14 protein-coding genes are annotated in these 16855 nt (G+C 68.6%); 8 read left to right on the top strand and 6 right to left on the bottom strand.

Annotated features, from left to right (window positions below):
* Positions 1-7: 7 nt before the first annotated feature.
* Positions 8-1441, bottom strand: coding sequence for a TrkH family potassium uptake protein (locus ACYQ1Z_RS16400; protein WP_459793612.1), 1434 nt, complete (start codon positions 1439-1441; stop codon positions 8-10).
* Positions 1442-1546: 105 nt separating this feature from the next.
* On the opposite strand from ACYQ1Z_RS16400, the gene ACYQ1Z_RS16395 reads away from it, so the two are divergent.
* The gene (locus tag ACYQ1Z_RS16395) at positions 1547-2758 is read left to right on the top strand and encodes an acetoin utilization protein AcuC (protein WP_459793611.1); all 1212 of its coding nucleotides are present in this window, start codon (positions 1547-1549) and stop codon (positions 2756-2758) included.
* 26 nt (positions 2759-2784) lie between these two features.
* Here the strand turns inward: ACYQ1Z_RS16395 and ACYQ1Z_RS16390 are convergent, their stop codons facing one another.
* On the bottom strand, positions 2785-3285 hold the full coding sequence (locus tag ACYQ1Z_RS16390) for a hypothetical protein (protein ID WP_459793610.1): 501 nt from the start codon (positions 3283-3285) through the stop codon (positions 2785-2787).
* Positions 3286-3380: 95 nt separating this feature from the next.
* On the opposite strand from ACYQ1Z_RS16390, the gene ACYQ1Z_RS16385 reads away from it, so the two are divergent.
* Positions 3381-3962 carry an ArsR/SmtB family transcription factor gene (locus ACYQ1Z_RS16385; RefSeq protein WP_459793609.1) on the top strand — a complete coding sequence of 194 codons (582 nt, stop codon included), beginning with the start codon at positions 3381-3383 and terminating at the stop codon, positions 3960-3962.
* Between the two features lie 24 nt (positions 3963-3986).
* Here the strand turns inward: ACYQ1Z_RS16385 and ACYQ1Z_RS16380 are convergent, their stop codons facing one another.
* Positions 3987-5336 carry an alpha-hydroxy acid oxidase gene (locus ACYQ1Z_RS16380; protein ID WP_459793608.1) on the bottom strand — a complete coding sequence of 450 codons (1350 nt, stop codon included), beginning with the start codon at positions 5334-5336 and terminating at the stop codon, positions 3987-3989.
* A gap of 92 nt (positions 5337-5428) precedes the next feature.
* On the opposite strand from ACYQ1Z_RS16380, the gene ACYQ1Z_RS16375 reads away from it, so the two are divergent.
* Entirely contained in the window at positions 5429-6115 is a 687-nt protein-coding gene (locus ACYQ1Z_RS16375) for a FadR/GntR family transcriptional regulator (protein WP_459793607.1), read from the top strand.
* Positions 6116-6120: 5 nt separating this feature from the next.
* Here the strand turns inward: ACYQ1Z_RS16375 and ACYQ1Z_RS16370 are convergent, their stop codons facing one another.
* Positions 6121-7155, bottom strand: a complete 1035-nt coding sequence (locus ACYQ1Z_RS16370) for a LacI family DNA-binding transcriptional regulator (RefSeq protein ID WP_459793606.1) — start codon at positions 7153-7155, stop codon at positions 6121-6123.
* 364 nt (positions 7156-7519) lie between these two features.
* Between ACYQ1Z_RS16370 and ACYQ1Z_RS16365 the strand changes: the two genes are divergently transcribed.
* Genes ACYQ1Z_RS16365 through ACYQ1Z_RS16345 form a run of 5 tightly spaced genes read left to right on the top strand, consistent with a single transcriptional unit; the run spans position 7520 to position 13424 of the window.
* The gene (locus ACYQ1Z_RS16365) at positions 7520-8938 is read left to right on the top strand and encodes a Gfo/Idh/MocA family oxidoreductase (protein ID WP_459793605.1); all 1419 of its coding nucleotides are present in this window, start codon (positions 7520-7522) and stop codon (positions 8936-8938) included.
* 34 nt (positions 8939-8972) lie between these two features.
* Complete coding sequence (locus tag ACYQ1Z_RS16360) at positions 8973-9932, top strand: NAD-dependent epimerase/dehydratase family protein (RefSeq protein WP_459793604.1); 960 nt, start codon at positions 8973-8975, stop codon at positions 9930-9932.
* Positions 9929-10834, top strand: coding sequence for a 5-dehydro-4-deoxyglucarate dehydratase (locus ACYQ1Z_RS16355; protein ID WP_459793603.1), 906 nt, complete (start codon positions 9929-9931; stop codon positions 10832-10834). Before ACYQ1Z_RS16360 ends, ACYQ1Z_RS16355 begins: the two co-directional genes overlap by 4 nt.
* Positions 10834-11937, top strand: a complete 1104-nt coding sequence (locus ACYQ1Z_RS16350) for a mandelate racemase/muconate lactonizing enzyme family protein (protein WP_459793602.1) — start codon at positions 10834-10836, stop codon at positions 11935-11937. Before ACYQ1Z_RS16355 ends, ACYQ1Z_RS16350 begins: the two co-directional genes overlap by 1 nt.
* A gap of 35 nt (positions 11938-11972) precedes the next feature.
* On the top strand, positions 11973-13424 hold the full coding sequence (locus ACYQ1Z_RS16345; protein ID WP_459793601.1) for an aldehyde dehydrogenase (NADP(+)): 1452 nt from the start codon (positions 11973-11975) through the stop codon (positions 13422-13424).
* A gap of 212 nt (positions 13425-13636) precedes the next feature.
* Here ACYQ1Z_RS16345 and ACYQ1Z_RS16340 read toward each other — a convergent pair whose 3' ends face one another.
* A complete protein-coding gene (locus ACYQ1Z_RS16340; RefSeq protein WP_459793600.1) occupies positions 13637-14752 on the bottom strand; it encodes a M24 family metallopeptidase in 1116 nt (371 codons plus the stop codon).
* On the bottom strand, positions 14749-16848 hold the full coding sequence (locus ACYQ1Z_RS16335; protein ID WP_459793599.1) for a DUF6807 family protein: 2100 nt from the start codon (positions 16846-16848) through the stop codon (positions 14749-14751). Before ACYQ1Z_RS16335 ends, ACYQ1Z_RS16340 begins: the two co-directional genes overlap by 4 nt.
* Positions 16849-16855 lie beyond the last annotated feature (7 nt).

The following is a 16855-nucleotide window of genomic DNA, read 5'->3' as shown; positions in this document are numbered from 1 at the left end:
TGGGGAACTAGCCAATGATCGGCCTTTCTTCGGGGTAGTGGTACAGCTGGCTGCGCTGGCGCAAAGCCAAGGCAGCGGCGAGGGTCACGGTACCGACGCGGCCCATGAACATCAGGGCGGTCAGCACGTAAACGCCCGACGGCGGCACTTCGGCGCTGAGGTTCGTGCTGAGGCCCACGGTGGCGAAGGCGGAGATGGTCTCGAACAGGACCCGGTCCAGGGAAGCGCCGCTGATTTGCAGGAGCAGGAACGCGGACACGGACACCAGGGTGGCGCCGGCGACGATAACCGAGATTGCCACCCGCATGGTGCCTTGCGGAATGGTCCGCCCGTACACTTTGACGTCGGCGTCGCCGCGGGCTTCAGCCACGATAGCCAGGAACATCACGGCGATGGTGGTGACCTTGATGCCGCCGGCGGTCGATGCGGAGCCGCCACCGGCAAACATCAGGGCGTCCGTCAGGAGCATGGTGGTGGACTCCATGTGGTTCTGGTCCACCAGGTTGAAGCCGCCGGAACGCGTCATGACTGACGCGAACAGGGCATGCGTGATCTTGTCGCCCAGGTTCATGGTGCCGATGGTCCTGGTGTTGTCCCATTCCATCAGCGCCCACAGGAACGTGCCGGCCGCCAGCAGGATGAAGGACACCTGGATGGTCAGCTTGGTGTGCAGGTTCCACTTCCGCCAGTTGAGCCCGTTCTGCTGCAGCACCATCACCACGGGGAAGCCCAGGCTGCCCAGGAAGACGCCGAGCATAAGGGGGACCAGGATCCACAGGTCCGTCTCATAGGGGACGATGCCGTCCGAGTGCGGAGTGAACCCGGCATTGTTGAACGCGGATATCGCATAAAAGATGCCGTGCCAGACGGACTGCCAAAAGGGCTCACCGAGCGTCATGAACCGGGGAATGAGGGCCAGTGCCAGCGCTGCCTCGATCACCACGGACGTGGTGATCACGATCCGGAGCAGGGTGCCCACTTCACCCAGGCGGCCGGCGTTGTTCATGGACTCGGCAGCGATGATCTTGCCGCGCACACCAAGCCGCTTGCTCACCATAAGCGCCAGCAGAGACGCCAGCGTCAGGGTGCCCAGGCCGCCAATGAAAACGCCCACCAGGATGACCAGCTGGCCGAAGAAGGACCAGTGCACCGCCGTGGAAACCACTGTCAGGCCCGTTACGCAGACAGCCGAAACCGCTGTGAACATGGCCTGGTGCAGGGGGGTGGCCGTGCCGGCGGCGGACGAGACGGGGAGGGACAGCAGGAAAGTGAAAACCAGGCAAACTCCGGCGAACGCAGTCAGGGCAAGCCGTGCGGGGGAGGTGTTGGCGATGTCGTCGATGAAGTCGCGCAGCCGGGTAAGGATCCAGAGGCCCTCCCGCTCCTGCGCCGGGGGATGCCAGATGGCCGGGTTCCGGGGCCTCGACTGGCTCTGCGTCATGTGTGGCTTTTTCCTCGGTTGAATCTGCTTCCCCCAGTAGTAAACCACTATTGACCGCGTAATGGCCGGGCTGGCAGGTGCCCGTGCTCCGGTAGCCTGTGATTGATGACATACCTGCCCGGTCTCAACCAGCCCGCGCCTCCAACGATGGTGGCGTGGAGCCCTGCCATGACCGCCTACAACTTCGGCCCGGGCCATCCGATGGCCCCCGAGCGGATGGACCTGACCGCCCGCCTTGCCAGGAGCCTGGGACTGTTCGACCTGGAGCACGTGTCGGTGGAGGCCCCCGAGGTCGCCGGCGACTCCGAGCTTGAGCTGGTGCACTCGCCCGAATTCGTGGCGGCGGTGCGGCGGGTCAGTGCCGACCCCACCGAGATCGACGAGGCGAGGGGCCTCGGCACCGAAGACGACCCCGCATTTGGCGGGATGCACGAAGCAGCAGCGCGGCTGGCCGGCGGCTCCCTGCTGGCGGCGTCGCGGATCCTCGACGGATCAGCGGTGCACGCCGTGAACTTCGGCGGCGGCATGCACCACGCCGCGCGCGAGCGGGCCAGCGGCTTCTGCATCTACAACGACGCCGCGCTCGCCGTGCAGCGTCTGCTCGACGGCGGCATCAGGAAAGTGGCGTATATCGACGTCGACGCGCACCACGGGGACGGGACGGAGAGCATCTTCTGGGACGACCCGCGGGTCCTCACCCTTTCGCTGCATGAAACAGGGCTCACCCTGTTTCCGGGCACCGGGTTCGCCAACGAGATCGGCGGGCCCAACGCGGAGGGGACCGCAGTGAACATCGCCCTCCCCGCGGGGACCAACGACGCAGGCTGGCTGCGGGCCTTCTATGCCGTGGTGCCGCAGCTTGTGGCTGCCTTTGAACCGGAGGTGATCGTCAGCCAGCACGGCTGCGACTCGCACCGGACAGACCCGCTCACGCACCTCAATCTCAGCGTGGACGGCCAGCGGGAGGCGGCCAGCGCCGTCGGGAATCTCGCGGAACGCCACTGTGGCGGCCGCTGGATCGCTACCGGCGGAGGAGGGTACAACGTCCTGGAGGTGGTGCCCCGCGCGTGGAGCCACCTGGTGGCGATTGCCGCCGGCCGGCCGGTGCCGCTGCGCAGCGCCGTGCCGCAGGAGTGGAGGGACTACGTGGAGGACAAGTTCGGCGTATCCGCGCCCGGGCTGATGGGCGATGATGTCGAGCTTTGGTGGCGTTCCTGGGAGGTCGGGTTCGATCCCAACGACGCAATCGACCGGACGGTGATGGCCACCCGGAAAGCCGTGTTTCCGCTGCACGGCCTGGATCCCTGGTTCGACTGACCACTTACATCGACTAACCGGCCCCGCTACGTATCCGTCTTTTCCGTCTGGAACACCACGCCGGCGGCGCCGATCAACCAGCCGAGCAGGGACAGGGCGAACGCGCCGATGAGGTCAGTGGACGCAGTCCCCTTGACCAGCCATACAAGCAGGACCAGCAGCCCCACGGCCAGGTAGACCACGATGGCAGCAATGATCCGGCCGGACAACCGGGCCGTGACTTCGGCCGGGTTGAAGGCCGGGCCACCCCCTGCCCCGGAGCCGCCCGCACGGCGGGCGTTGGCGTTTCCCTCCGCCTGGCGGACCTCGGCGATGGTGAACCCAAGGGCGGATGCGGTCAATGAACTCAGCGATGTCGCCAGGACACCGGCGGCCGTCACCAGGGCTCCGTTGAGGGGAGGGGCCGCGGTCCGGCCGTCCGGCACCCAGTATCCGACGCGGAGCAGGACGCTGCCCCAGACCGCCACGAAGAGGGCCAGGAACACGAAGGCGATGATGTTGAAGAGCTGCTGGCGAAGCACGTGCATGCTGTGTTCTAGCACTGGCGGGGGTGCCGGGCAATAGGCCGTCGGCCATGAAATAGTTGATGCCTTTCGGCGTATATGTCGCTAGGGTGGGAGGCATGGTGACAGACGACGTATTTGCCGTCATTGCGGAATCGACCCGGCGGGACATCCTGGTCTCCCTCCGCTCAGGGGACAAGGCCGTGGGCGAGCTGGTGGAGGAGCTTGCCGCAAGCCAGCCCACCATTTCCAAGCACCTGAAGGTCCTGCGCGAGGCCCAGCTGGTGAGCATGCGGGCGCAGGGCCAGAAGCGCTACTACGCGCTGAACCGCAAGCCGCTGGAAGGGGTTGCCAGCTGGCTGGAAACGTTCGACGTCGGATCCCCGGCCGCCGCCGTGCCGGCTCCCGCGGAACATGCCGCTGCCCGGGCCGCCGCGAAGGAACCGTCGCCTGTTCGTGAAGCCGCCACCGCCGGTGAGACGCCGGAGGCCGTCGCCGCCGGAGCTGTCTCCGACGGCGTGCTGGCGCCGGACGGCGCGGAGCTGAGTCCCGCCGTCGTGATTCCTGGCGGAACCGCCGCGCCGCTCAGTGACGACAGCGTCCCCCAGCAGATCGGCCGCACCGTGGGCCGCGCTGCCACCCGCGCCGCCGACCTGCTGGCAAACCTCCCCAACCTGCCCAAATTCGGCCGGAAGAAGTAGCTGCCCCTCCCGGTGGTTCAGTGCCTACTTGTCCAGCAGCCGCACATGGTCCGGGGTCAGCTCCGAGAGCCTGCTGACGCCCAGCAGCGCCATGGTCCGGGCCATGTCCTTCTCGAGGATCTGCAGGGTGCGGTCCACGCCCGCGCGGCCGCCGGCCATCAGGCCGTAAAGGTATGCACGGCCAATCAGGGTGAAATCGGCACCCAGGGCCAGCGCGGCGACGATGTCGGCGCCGCTCATGATGCCGGTGTCCAGCATGATCGCAGCGTCCGTGTTGTCCGCCGTGAACGCCTGCTTGACTTCCGGCAACAGGTGGAACGGGATGGGTGCCCGGTCGAGCTGGCGGCCGCCGTGGTTGGAGAGCACGATGCCGTCGGCGCCGTGGTCGACAACGCGGCGGGCGTCCTCCACGGTCTGGATGCCCTTGACCACCAGCTTGCCCTTCCAGGTTTCGCGCAGCCAGTCGAGGTCGTCGAACGTCAGTGTGGGGTCGAACATGGAGTTGATCAGCTCCGCCACGGTGCCGGTGTACCGGGACAGGGACGCGAACGTCAGGGGCTCGTGCGTGAGGAAGTTGAACCACCAGGCGGGCCGGTAGGAAGCGTCCAGCACGGTCTTGAGGGTCAGCGCAGGCGGGATGGTCATGCCGTTGCGGACGTCGCGGAGGCGGGCGCCTGCCACCGCTGTGTCCACGGTGACCATGAGGGTGTCGTTTCCGGCTTTGGCAGCCCGCTCAATCAGCTCGAGGGAGCGGTCACGGTCCGTCCACAGGTAGAGCTGGAACCAGTTCCGGCCGTTCGGGGCTGCGGCAGCCACGTCCTCGATGGAAGCGGTGCCCATGGTGGACAGGGTGTAGGGGATGCCGGCGGCTTCTGCTGCCTGCGACCCCGCGTATTCGCCTTCGGACTGCATCATGCGGGTGAACCCGGTGGGGGCGATGCCAACGGGGAGCCTGGAAGGCTTGCCGAGGATGGTGGTGGTCAGGTCGATGGCGGAGACATTGCGCAGGATGCCGGGTTTGAACTCGATGTCCAGGAAGGCCTGGCGTGCACGGCGGAGGGTGATTTCCTCCTCCGCGGCGCCGTCCGTGTAGTCGAAGGGCGCCTTGGGAGTGCGGCGCTTGGCGAGGTCCCGAAGTTCCCAAATGGTGCTGGCCCGCTTGAGGCGCGCTTCCTTGCTGAACTCCGGCTTCTTAAATTGCATCAGGGGAGCAAGGTCGGAGTACTTGGGGATGCGGCGCTTCAGCGCAGGGGGGACGGGCCCGGGAGCAGCGGACGACGGCGGCGCAGGAGCGGGTGCCGCGGTGGCGGGAATGTCCGTGGTCTCCGGGGCCGGGGAAACTTCGGGGTTGTTGGGCTGGATGGTGTGGGTCATCGCGTCCTCCTAGGCGGGGCCGCATCCACGGCCGCTGTGGTCTAACCACACTGTAGGCCATGTGGTCCAACCACATCAACTACCATTTATCCATGCGTACCCACCAGCTTGTCCTGTCCTGGATCGAGAACGAACTCTCCGGCGGCAGGCTGACCGTGGGCGGCAGGCTGCCGGCTGAGCGCTCGCTCGCCGAGCAGCTTAAGGTCTCCCGGACGTCGGTGCGCGAGGCGATCCGTATCCTTGAGGCGATGGGCGTGGTGCGGGCCGGCGTCGGTTCCGGTCCTGAGGCCGGCACGGTAGTGATTTCGGATCCGACGGCGGCGCTCGGCTCGGCCCTGCGGCTCCATGTCGCCACCCAGCACCTGCCGGTGGCGGACATCGTGGAGACCCGCGTCCTGCTGGAATCCTGGGCGGTGGCCAAGGCAGTACGCGACGCGCCTGAGCTCGACCAGGCCGCGGCGCTCCTCGATGGTATGGCTGCGGAGGACCTGCCCGTCAATGAGTTTCTGGCCCTGGATGTCCGGTTCCACCTCGCCCTTGCGGACGCCGCCGGCAACGCCGTTGTGAGTGCCATGATGGGCTCGCTCCGTGAGTCCATCCAGGGCTATGCGGCCGAGCTGACGGCAGGGCTGCAGGACTGGGGGGCCACGGCGTCCCGGCTGCGTGCCGAGCACCAGGCCATCCTTGCAGCCATCCGCAGCAACGACGGCGCGCTGGCCGCAAGGCTGGTGGCCGCCCACATCGAGGGCTACTACAAGGAGGCGGGACTCGCCTCCTGACGGGGCTAGCCGTGGGTGGTGGTGCGCGCAGCCTTGGCCGGTCCCGTGCTGGAGCGGACCTCCAGGCGAGGCTGGTACCGGCTGCCCGGGGCGTCGCTCGCCTCCTTGCGGATCAGCGCGCGCAGCTGCTGCCACGCCTGCTCGCCCAGCTCGGTAATGGGAACGGCCGCGGTGGTGAGGGCCGGCGTCGTGTATTTCGCGAAGGGAATGTCGTCGAAGCCGGTGACGGAGATGTCGCCGGGAACATCGAGCCCGCGTTCGTGGAGGCCGCTCATGAGGCCCATGGCCACTAGGTCGTTGAAGGCCAGGATGCCCGTGGCCCCGCTGTCCAGCACCGCGTCTACCGCCCCATGCCCGGTGTCGAAGTCCGAGCCACCCTCCAGCATGGTGACATCAACCTGGGGATGCGCGGCCTTAAACGATTCCAGGCCCTGGAGCCGGAGTCCGTTGGAGGCGCTGCGCGGCGGGCCGGCCAGGAAGGCCAGCCGGGTATGGCCCAATTCCACCAGGTGTTCAGCAATGTCCTGCACGCCCTGGCCGTAATCGACCACCAGGCTGGGTACGCCAGCGGTGGCCGTGGTGCGGTTGATCAGCACCAGCGGGTGCAGGGAAGGGGCGATCTCCTCCAGTTCGGCGTCCGTCATGCGGGGTGCGCACAGGACCAGGCCGTCACAACGACGGCGGGCCTCGCCTGCCAGGATGGCTTCCTCGCTGGAGACCTCGAAGGAGTCGGCGATCAGGACGCGGTAGCCGTCCTGGGCGGCGGCCCGGCTGAGGCCGCGGAGGATGGCCTGGAAAGTCGGGTTTGCCAGGTCCGGCACCACGATGCCGATGGTGTCCGTCTTGCCCAGTGCCAGGCTGCGCCCCACCGGGTTGGGCTGGTACTTCAGTTCGGCCGCGGCGGCGCGGACGCGTGCCGCGATGTCCGGATCAACGGTGTAGTTGCCGTTCATGACGCGGGAAACCGTGGCGTGCGAAACGCCCGCCTTCACGGCGACATCCGCGATGCCGATGCGGCCTGTAGCCGATTTCCTGACCATTGGTGGACCCTTTCCTGGCGCCACGGACTCTACGTCCACGGCCGGGTCGCCAACGCTGCAGCAGCATCCGGCCGCCGAGGCGGCGGTGTGTTGAATGACAGCATATAACGCCATGGGAAAGCGATTTCTACTGTTTTCCCGTGTTTTCCCACCCAGTACTCCGACTTTTCCCGCACCGACGGGCACGGTGGCATAGAAAACGCTTTCTCCCAACAGCCATAATGGTTGACGTGACCCTGCCGCTGTTGGTACAAATCTTATAGCGAACCGAGAAAACGCTTTCTCAGCCGGTGCAGCAGGAGCGCCGGAGCCTCATCCCCGGGCCACCTGAACGGCCCGGCTAAAGTCTTCGAAAGGGACCCTCATGGTCAACACAGCCGAGTCCGCCGCCGCCGCCCCCGCAGCGACCGGCGCAGCACAGGAAGGCCCGAAGGCCCGCCTCGCCCTGATCGGCACCGGCGGCCGGTCCGAGATGTACATCCGCGCCGTGCTGGGCAACTACGCCCGCACCGCCGAACTTGTGGCCTTCTCCGACGTCAACCCCGGCCGGGTGGAGTTCTACCAGAAGCTGATCCAGGAACTCGGCGCGCCAGGGCCCATCGCCACCTTCGACCCTGCAGACCTGACCGCTTTCATCCAGGCCAACAGCATCGACCGCGTCGTGGTGACCACCCCGGACTACACTCACGCCGACTACATCGTCGAAGCCCTCCGCGCCGGCGCAGACGTCGTCGTCGAAAAGCCGCTCACCATCGACGCCGAGGGCTGCCGCCGGATCACCAAGGCCGTGCATGAGACCGGCCGCAACGTGGTGGTCACCTTCAACTACCGCTACTCGCCGCGCAACAGCGCCCTCAAGGAGATCATCCAGAGCGGCGTCATCGGCAAGGTCACGTCCATCGACTTCAGCTGGGTCCTGGACACCGTCCACGGTGCCGACTACTTCCGCCGCTGGCACCGCGAGAAGAAGAACTCCGGCGGCCTGCTGATCCACAAGGCTTCCCACCACTTCGACCTGGTCAACTGGTGGATCGACGACGTGCCCGAGCGCGTCTTCGCCTCTGGCGGCCTGAAGTTCTACGGCGACAAGAACGCCGCCGAGCGCGGCCTGGGTCCCCGCCCCGAACGCGGCACGCCCGACGCCGATGCGCCGGCCACCGCTGAAAAGGATCCGTTTACGCTGGACCTCCGCGAGGACGAGCGGCTCAAGGCGCTCTTCCTGGACAACGAGCACTACGACGGCTACCGCCGCGACCAGGACGTCTTCACCGGCGGCATCACCATTGAGGACAACCTCGCGCTGGTGGTGGAGTACCAGGGCGGCCCGCGCCTGAGCTACTCCCTGAACGCCCACAGCCCCTGGGAGGGCTACCGCGTGGCAGTCAACGGCACCGAAGGCCGCGCCGAACTCGAGGTCGTGGAACGCGCCGCCGTCACGTCCAGCACGGACAAGAAGACTGTAGTGGACCCCAGCGCCACCCCCATCGAGGAAGACGACGCCATCCGCCGCAACGGCGAACGCCTGGTGGTCCAGCGCCACTGGGAGGCTGCCTACGAGGTGCCCATCGTCAACGGCGAAGGCGGCCACGGCGGCGGCGACGAACTCCTGCTCTCCGACCTCTTCAACGGCCCCGGCGAGGATTCCCTGGGCCGGCCCTCCGGCTACCTGGACGGGCTGCGTTCCGTCTCGGTGGGCATCGCCGGCAACCGCTCGCTCGAATCGTCCCTGCCCGTCCGCATCGAGGATCTCGACCTCGGCGTCGACCTCCGCCGCAGCCACTGAGCGACGCGGACCACCAGACCCTAAGGAAAACACTATGAGCAGGATCTTTGTCACCGGTGGCTCCGGCCGGCTGGGACGCAGCGTTGTGGCGGGACTCGCCGAAGCCGGCCATCACGTCATCTCCGTGGACCGCGACGCCGTGCCGGCCGGGCAGCTCCCGGCCGGCGCAGTCCAGGAAACCGTGGACCTCCTGGCACCAGGCGAGGCCCTGCGCCTTCTCCGGGAAACACGGCCCGACGCCGTCATCCACCTTGCCGCGATCGCTGTCCCGTTCAGCGCGCCCGAGGACGTCATCTTCGCCACGAACACCCGGCTCGCCTTCGCCGTCATCAGCGCGGCAACCGAAGTCGGGGTGCGGAAGATCATCACGGCCAGCAGCCCCACCGTCCTTGGCTACGGCTCACCCGCCGGCTGGCTGCCGCCGTCGTTCCCGCTGGATGAGCGGACCCCGCCAAAGCCATGGAACGCGTATGCCCTGTCCAAGCTGATCGCGGAGCAGACAGTCCAGATGTTCGCCGCGGCCCAGGGGGAGAAGATCCGCTACGCGGCCTTCCGCCCCTGCTTCGTGATCTCCCCGGAAGAGTGGGAAGGCGCCCCCACCCAGCAGGGCCACACCCTGGCCGAGCGGCTCGCCGACCCCGCCCTCTCCGCCCCCGCCCTGTTCAACTACGTGGACGCCCGGGATGTGGCGGAGTTCCTGGACCTGCTGCTGGCCAGGATGGACTCCATCCCGAACGGCGAAACCTTCTTCGTCGGCGCGCCGGACGCCCTGGCCACCGCACCGCTGGCGGAACTGATGCCACGGTTCCTGCCCGGCAGCGAGGCCATCAGCGCCGGGCTCACCGGAACCAGTCCCGCGTTCTCCATTGCCAAGGCACAGGAACTGCTGGGCTGGCAGCCCAAGCGCACCTGGCGTACCGAACTTAAAACCACCCTCAACGACGAGACCTCCGCCCTGGTGACTGCCGGCAGCGGATCCAAGGAGACACCATGAAATTCGACGGAGTCCTGTTCTTCCCTGTTACCCCGTTCACGCCAGAAGGCACGGTGGACGTTGACCTCCTCAAGGAGCACATCGCCTCGCGGCTGCCGTTCGGCCCCGGCGGCGTGTTCCCCGCCTGCGGCACCGGCGAATTCCATGCCCTCAGCATCGACGAGGTCCGCACCGTGGTGCGCGCCGCTGTCGAGGTTGTGGCCGGAAAGGTGCCCGTGGTGGCCGGTGCGGGCGGACCGCTGGGCCACGCCCTCGCCGCCGCCAAGACTGCCGGGGAAGCCGGCGCGGACGCCCTCCTGGTGTTGCCGCCCTACCTGGTCACCGGCCCGCAGGACGGGCTGGTTGCCTACATCGAGGCCGTGGCCGGCGCCAGCAGCCTGCCGGTCATCGTCTACCACCGCGGCAACGCAAAGTTCACCGCCGCGTCCATGGCACGGCTCGCCGCCAACCCCAAGGTGGTCGGCTTCAAGGACGGCCTGGGCGACGTCGGACTCGCGCAGGAAATCGTCTCCGCAGTCAAGGCAGCAGGCCGCGACGACTTCGCCTTCTTCAACGGCCTGCTCACGGCCGAACTGACGCAGGGCGCCTACCGGGGCCTCGGCATCCCGCTGTACTCCTCGGCCGCGTTCGCCATGGCACCCGAGATTGCCAAGGCCTACTACAACGCCTACGTCTCCGGCGACGAGGACCGCCGCAGCGCCCTTCTCGAAGGCTTCTACGCACCCCTGGTCCGGCTCCGCGACCAGACCCCCGGCTTCGGCGTTTCACTGATCAAGGCCGGACTCCGCCTGGGCGGCCTGCCCGTAGGCTCTGTCCGCGCCCCGCTGACCGATCCCACCGAGGAACAACTCGTGGAGCTCAAGGCCATCCTCGCCAAGGGCTACGAGCTGGCCGGCCGCTGATGAGCGCTCCCGCGCCCGAGGCCGTCCGGACCGTACCCCGGATCACAGGCCTTTCCACCCGCCTGCTCACCGTGCCGCTGCGCCGGCACTGGGGGGCGGAGGCGCCGGAAAACCACGTGATCGTCACCGGGATCCAGACGGACGACGGCAGCGCGGGCCACGGTTTCTCCTGGACACCCACCATCGGCCCGCAGGCCGTCAAGGCGCTGCTGGACTATGACATCGCACCGTTTGTCACCGGGCTGCCGGCCAATGCAGAGACCGTCTGGGATGCAGTATGGAAGCGCCTGCATGAGGCAGGCGGTGGCGGGCTGACCACCATCGCGATGGCCGGCGTCGACCTTGCCCTCTGGGACCTGCACGCCCGGAACGCCGGCACCTCCGTCACCGGGCTCCTGGGCCAGCGGCAGGGCTCTGCGGAGGTCTACGGCTCCGGTGTGAACCTGCATTACACCCTGGACGAGCTCGTGGAGCAGACCCGGCGGTGGGTCGCCGCCGGGCACCAGGCCGTGAAGATCAAGGTGGGCAAGCCTGACCTGCGCGAGGACTACGAGCGGGTGGAAGCGGTCCGCTCCGTCCTGGGCCCGCACCGCCGGCTCATGATCGACGCGAACCAGCGCTGGGACCTCCCCACCACCCTCCGTGCCCTGGACGTCCTGTCCGGATTTGGGCTGGAGTGGCTGGAGGAGCCCATCCGCGCCGACGACCTCTGGGCCTACCGCAGGCTGCGGAAGCACTCACCAGTCCCCATCGCCCTCGGCGAAAACCTGCACACCATCTACCGGTTCCGCGATTTCATCGAGGCCGAAGCGGTGGACATCATCCAGCCCAACATCATCCGGGTCGGCGGGATCACCCCGTTCCGGCGGATCGTGGAGCTGGCACGGACCAACAGCATCCGCGTATTGCCGCACCTGCTTCCGGAACTGTCCGGACAGCTCGCGCTCACCCTCGCCGAACCCACCATGGTGGAGGACGTCGAGGACGCCTCCTTCGAGCAGCTCGGCATCCTGGCCGGCCCGTCGCCGGTGCGGTTCAGCGACAGCCGGGTGGCCCTGACCGACCAGCCTGGACTTGGCTTCCGGTTCCGGGACGGGCTCTGACCATAAAACTCCCAACAAACGAACAGGTACCCGACGTGACAACTGCAACGCTTTCCCTGTCCGAACTCACCGCCGCCGCAACGGAGGCGGCGAGGATTTCCGCGGCCGCCCCGGATGCCGAGCGGGCTGCCTGGCTCACCGCCGTGGCTGACGCGCTGGACGCCAACGCCGCGGAGCTCGTGGAGATCGCGGACTCGGAGACCAGCCTGGGGTCCGTGCGGCTCACCGGCGAGGTGGCCCGGACCACCGGCCAGCTGCGGCTCTTCGCCCGCGTGATCACCGAGGGCTCCTACCTCGAAGCCGTCATCGACCACGGGGACCCGGCCGCAACTCCGCCCAAGCCCGACCTCCGCCGGATCCTCCGGCCGATCGGGCCGGTGGCGGTCTTCTCGGCGTCGAACTTCCCGTTCGCCTTCTCGGTGGCCGGCGGCGACACTGCATCCGCCCTTGCGGTGGGCTGCTCCGTCATCGTCAAGGCCCACTCCGGCCACGTGCGGCTGTCCGAGCGGACCGCCGAAATCATGGCCGACGCCCTGCGCTTTGCCGGAGCGCCCGAGGGCCTGTTCGCGCTGGTCAGCGGCCGTGAAGTGGGCACCGCGCTGGTCCAGGACCCCGCCATCAAGGCTGTGGGCTTCACCGGTTCCATCCCCTGCGGCCGGGCGCTGTTCGACCTCGCCACCTCACGCCCGGATCCCATTCCGTTCTATGGTGAACTGGGCAGCCTCAACCCCGTGGTCATCACCGCGGCCGCACTGGCCGGGCGCAGCAGCGAACTCGCGGCGGGCCTGGCAGGGTCCTTCACGCTCGGCGCCGGCCAGTTCTGCACCAAACCCGGCCTGGTCTTCATCCCGGCTGGAACATCGTTTGCTGCCGAGGTAGCGGAGGTCAGCAAGGACAAGCCGGCCCACGCCATGCTGACCAGCAGGATCGCCGAGGCCTACCCGGACGGGCTCCGCAGCTTCGCGTCCGTGGAGGGCGTCGACGTCGTCAGCGGCACCGTGGACCAGGATGCGGCGGCGAACGGCGCGGCACCCGTGGTGTTCGCCACCACCGCCGCCAAGGTACTTGAACGCCCGGAACAGCTGCTCGAGGAGTGCTTTGGGCCCACCACCATGCTGATCGAATATGCGGACCAGGCCGAACTGTCAGCGGTCCTGGCCAAGGTGCCGGGCAGCCTCACCGCCACCCTGCACGCCCAGCCCGGCGAAGACACCGCCGCGCTGGTGGAGCAGCTCTCCGGACTTGCAGGGCGGGTCCTGTTTGCCGGCTGGCCCACCGGCGTGGCCGTCACCTGGGCCCAGCAGCACGGCGGACCGTACCCGGCCACGACGTCGCTGTTCACCTCGGTAGGCGCGACAGCGGTCCGCAGGTTCCAGCGTCCGGTCGCCTACCAGGACGCCCCGGAATCCGTCCTGCACCCGGCGCTGCACGAAAGCAACCCGCTGGGCATCCCGCGCCGGGTGGACGGCGAACTGCAGCTTCCGTAGCCGGAGGCTGAGCCTTCGCTCCCAAAAACAACCAACCCCGGAACCCTTCAGGTTCCGGGGTTGGTTGTTTGTCCTGATTCTGAAGCCCGTCAACGCGTCACGCACGGCACGCTTTTGGGAAGCGGACGACGGCGGCGGCCCGGTTTGCCGGGGAAGCGGCACCTGCGGTGCGCCAAAAGCCTGCCTGGCGTGACGCCGTCGCACTTCCCGGGCTAGAGCTGGAGGGTGACCGGCCGCTGCAGCCCGTTGACCGTGGTCACCGGCCAGCGCGGGTCAACCGTGAGGACCTGCAGGCCGGACTCCGTGAGCTGCACGGTGTCCTCGATCTTGACGGCGGGGCCGGAGGGGTTCCAGGTGAAGGTCTGGCCCGGCACCACAGTATCCGTAACGGATGCGGAGACGCGGGGATCGCGGCCGGCGTAACCGGCAGGGCCGCCCTGGTGGTGCTGTTCCCACTGGTCCGCGCCGAAGCCGTGCCGCCGGTAGGCGGCCTTGATCTCGCTAAAGATCCGGTCCAGCCGGGCGCCGGGGACGGTGGCGTCGAAGATGTCCGCCTCCACGGCAGCAATGCGGGCTTCGGCGTCCAGCTCATCTGGGGTGCCGGCGTCGAACCGGACCCAGCGGGTGATGTTGGCGACCAGCCCGTCGCGGCGTGCGCACACCACGGCCATGGCGCGGCGGCCGAGGGGCGAGTGGGTGGCCAGGGGGTGCCGGAAATCGCTGCGCGAACTGCCGTTGCACAGCAGGACCAGCGGTTCGGCCCCCGCTGCCACTACCCGTGCGGCGAGCTGCGAAACAAGTTCGAACTCCGTGGTGTCCGGCTGCGCTGTGGACAGCACATCCGTCATGATGGCAGCCAGTTCGCCGCTGAGGCGGGCGTAGCGGGCGCTTTCGCCGGGCAGCAGCTGCTGCCGGGCGGCCCGGAGTTCGGCAGCCACGTCCGCCTCGGCCAACGGGGCCTGCCCGTCCATGGCGCGGCCGACGGCGGCAGCAGCCTGGTGCAGGTTCCCGTACCAGGGCACGGTGTGCAGGGAGACCCCGGCGGGCAGCTCTTCGGCTTCGATGCGCCCGGCCTCGTTGTTGAAGGTAACCAGGTGGTCACCGCCGCGGTCCACCAGCACCGCGGCGATGGGATCGCCGGCGAGGCTGATGTGGACGCGGCTGCCGTCGAGGTACCAGGTCAGGGCCGTGTGGGTGGTCAGCAGCAGGGAGTCCCTGCCCGCGGCGTCGAGGATGTCCAGGACCCGCCGGCGCTTGGCTGCCCGGTCCCCGAGGGAGGCCGGGGAGGTCCGTGCGCCCAGTGGCGGTGCGGCTGTTGTCTGTGTCATGAGAGGTCCCCCAGTTGGTTGATCAAGTCTTCGATATCGGCTGTGGCCAGGATTCCGTCGGCCACAAGGACGGTGATGCTTCGGCGCACCGGCGCACCGGGTTCAGCGATCACGGGGGCGTCCCAAGCGAGGGACTGGCCCACCCCCGGGTAACCGTCCACCCGGACGAACCATGGATCGGTGGAATCCCCGGCAGCGACGAACACCAGGGTGGCTTCGCCGCCCCGCGCGCTGCCGCCCGTCCCGCCGTCGAACGTGCCGCCGTCGAACGTTCCCGCCCAGGCGAGCCAGGGCGTCACGCTGCCGTGGACCGCTGCTTCGCCGCGGCCGGCAGGTGTCCACACCTGCGCGCCATCGCACTCGGGCAGGCGCCAGAAGAAGCCGCCGTAGCCGCCTTCGTGGCGGCCGTTGGAGCCCGGGCTGCCCAGGCTGACGGGCCGGTCCCCGGCAGGGGAGAGGGCGAAGGTAAGGGACAGGCGCCACGCCGACGGTCCGGCGGCGGCCCAGGTCCAGGTGCGGTCCTCCGTGAGGAGGGGCCGGCCGTCGGGGCCGTTCCAGCCCAGGCGTTCCTGCAGCCGGCCAGGTGCGCCGGCAGCCGCGGCAGGCTGTTCAACCGGCGTTTCAACCACCGTGATGCTGCCGTGGTCGGGCCGCCAAACGTATTGCCCGGCCTCGCGGGTGTAGGTGCGGCCACCCCAGAAGTTGACGCCGTCCACGTCCTGGAGAGCCACACCAACCCCGAGGTGCCAGACGTGGTCCAGGGGCTGGTGGTCGGTGACCACGGTGCCGCCCAGGGTCCGGACGGGATGAAGGTAGGGCCGGGGTGACGAGACAGCCCGGATGTGGCTGCCGTCCTGGTACTCCGCCACCGTGGTCCCGTCGACGGTCAGCGACCGGACGGGTGGCAGGGAGCGGGCCCACGGGACCCCGAGCTCGGCGAAGGTGGCCTGCGCTTTGGCGGCCCGGTCGATCAGGTCGGCGATGCCGTGCACCACGGGGTGCGCGTCGTCGCCGTCGCCCTCCCAGGTGATGTGTTCCGGGCCGATGGCCTGCGGGGCAGGCAACCTGCGGATCGCTTCGAGGACCAGCGTGAAGGCGCCGGTGTCCTGCAGCGGGCAGAGCAGCGGCACGCCCGTGGACCGTGCAGCCAGGAGGTTCTCGAGCAGGTCGGTGCGGCTGTGGGTTTCGCGGCGCTCGCCCTCCGGGGTTGTGATGACAACTTCGTCCCGCGTATAGAACAGCGTGACCTCACCCTGGGTGCCGTGCACCGTCACTGACGGGTCCAGTTGTTCGGGTGCGCATAGGGTGAGGCCGCACAGCACAGTGGCGCCGTTGGCGGTCCGGACCCGGATCACGGAGGTGTCGTCACTTTCGGTGTCATGGGCGCGGTAGAGGTCGGTTTCCACGGACGCGAGGTCCGCCAGGGTGTGGGCCCCGGCGATGCTCAGGGCGGTCACCACGGCGTGCGCGAGTGCATTGGTGGCCACGCCGTCCACCACGTCGGTGCCGTCCAGGCTGCGCCTTCCTGCCCAGCGCGAGCGCTTGAAGTAGGCCTTGGTCCGGACCCACTGGCCCTTGGCGCTGATCCCCAGGACGTCCCCGATGCCGCCGGACCGAACCAGCTGCCGGATGGCAGGCAGCGCATGCGAACCAAGGCTCTGGAAACCAACCTGGACCAGCCGGCCGGAGCCCTCCGCCGCCTTCAGTACTTCGGTGAACTGGGCAAGGGAGGCGACCGGGGGCTTTTCCACGTAGACGTCCTTGCCGGCGGCCAGGGCGGCGGCGGCCAGCGGTGCATGGGTCTGGATGGGCGTGGCCAGGATGACGACGTCAGCGTCCGGCCGGCCTGCCAGGAGGGCTTCCAGGTTGGGGAATACTGCCACGGAGTCCTTGAGCCTGCCCGGTGCCGGCGGGTTGGGGTCAGCGACGGCTACGAGTTCCAGGGCGCCGGCTTCCTCGAGCCGCGCAAGGTTGGCCAAATGCCGTTCGCCGAAGCCGTGGACGCCCACCAGGGCGATGCGCGGGACGGCGGGCGGAAGGGACGCGGTACTGGTGCCGCCGTTGCCGTGCGGCGCGGTGGCGGTTTGCTGAGTCATCAAGGGG

Source organism: Arthrobacter sp. AD-310, assembly GCF_054656615.1.
Note: the sequence above shows the minus strand (reverse complement) of the source record. Positions and strands in the feature narration are given on the sequence as shown.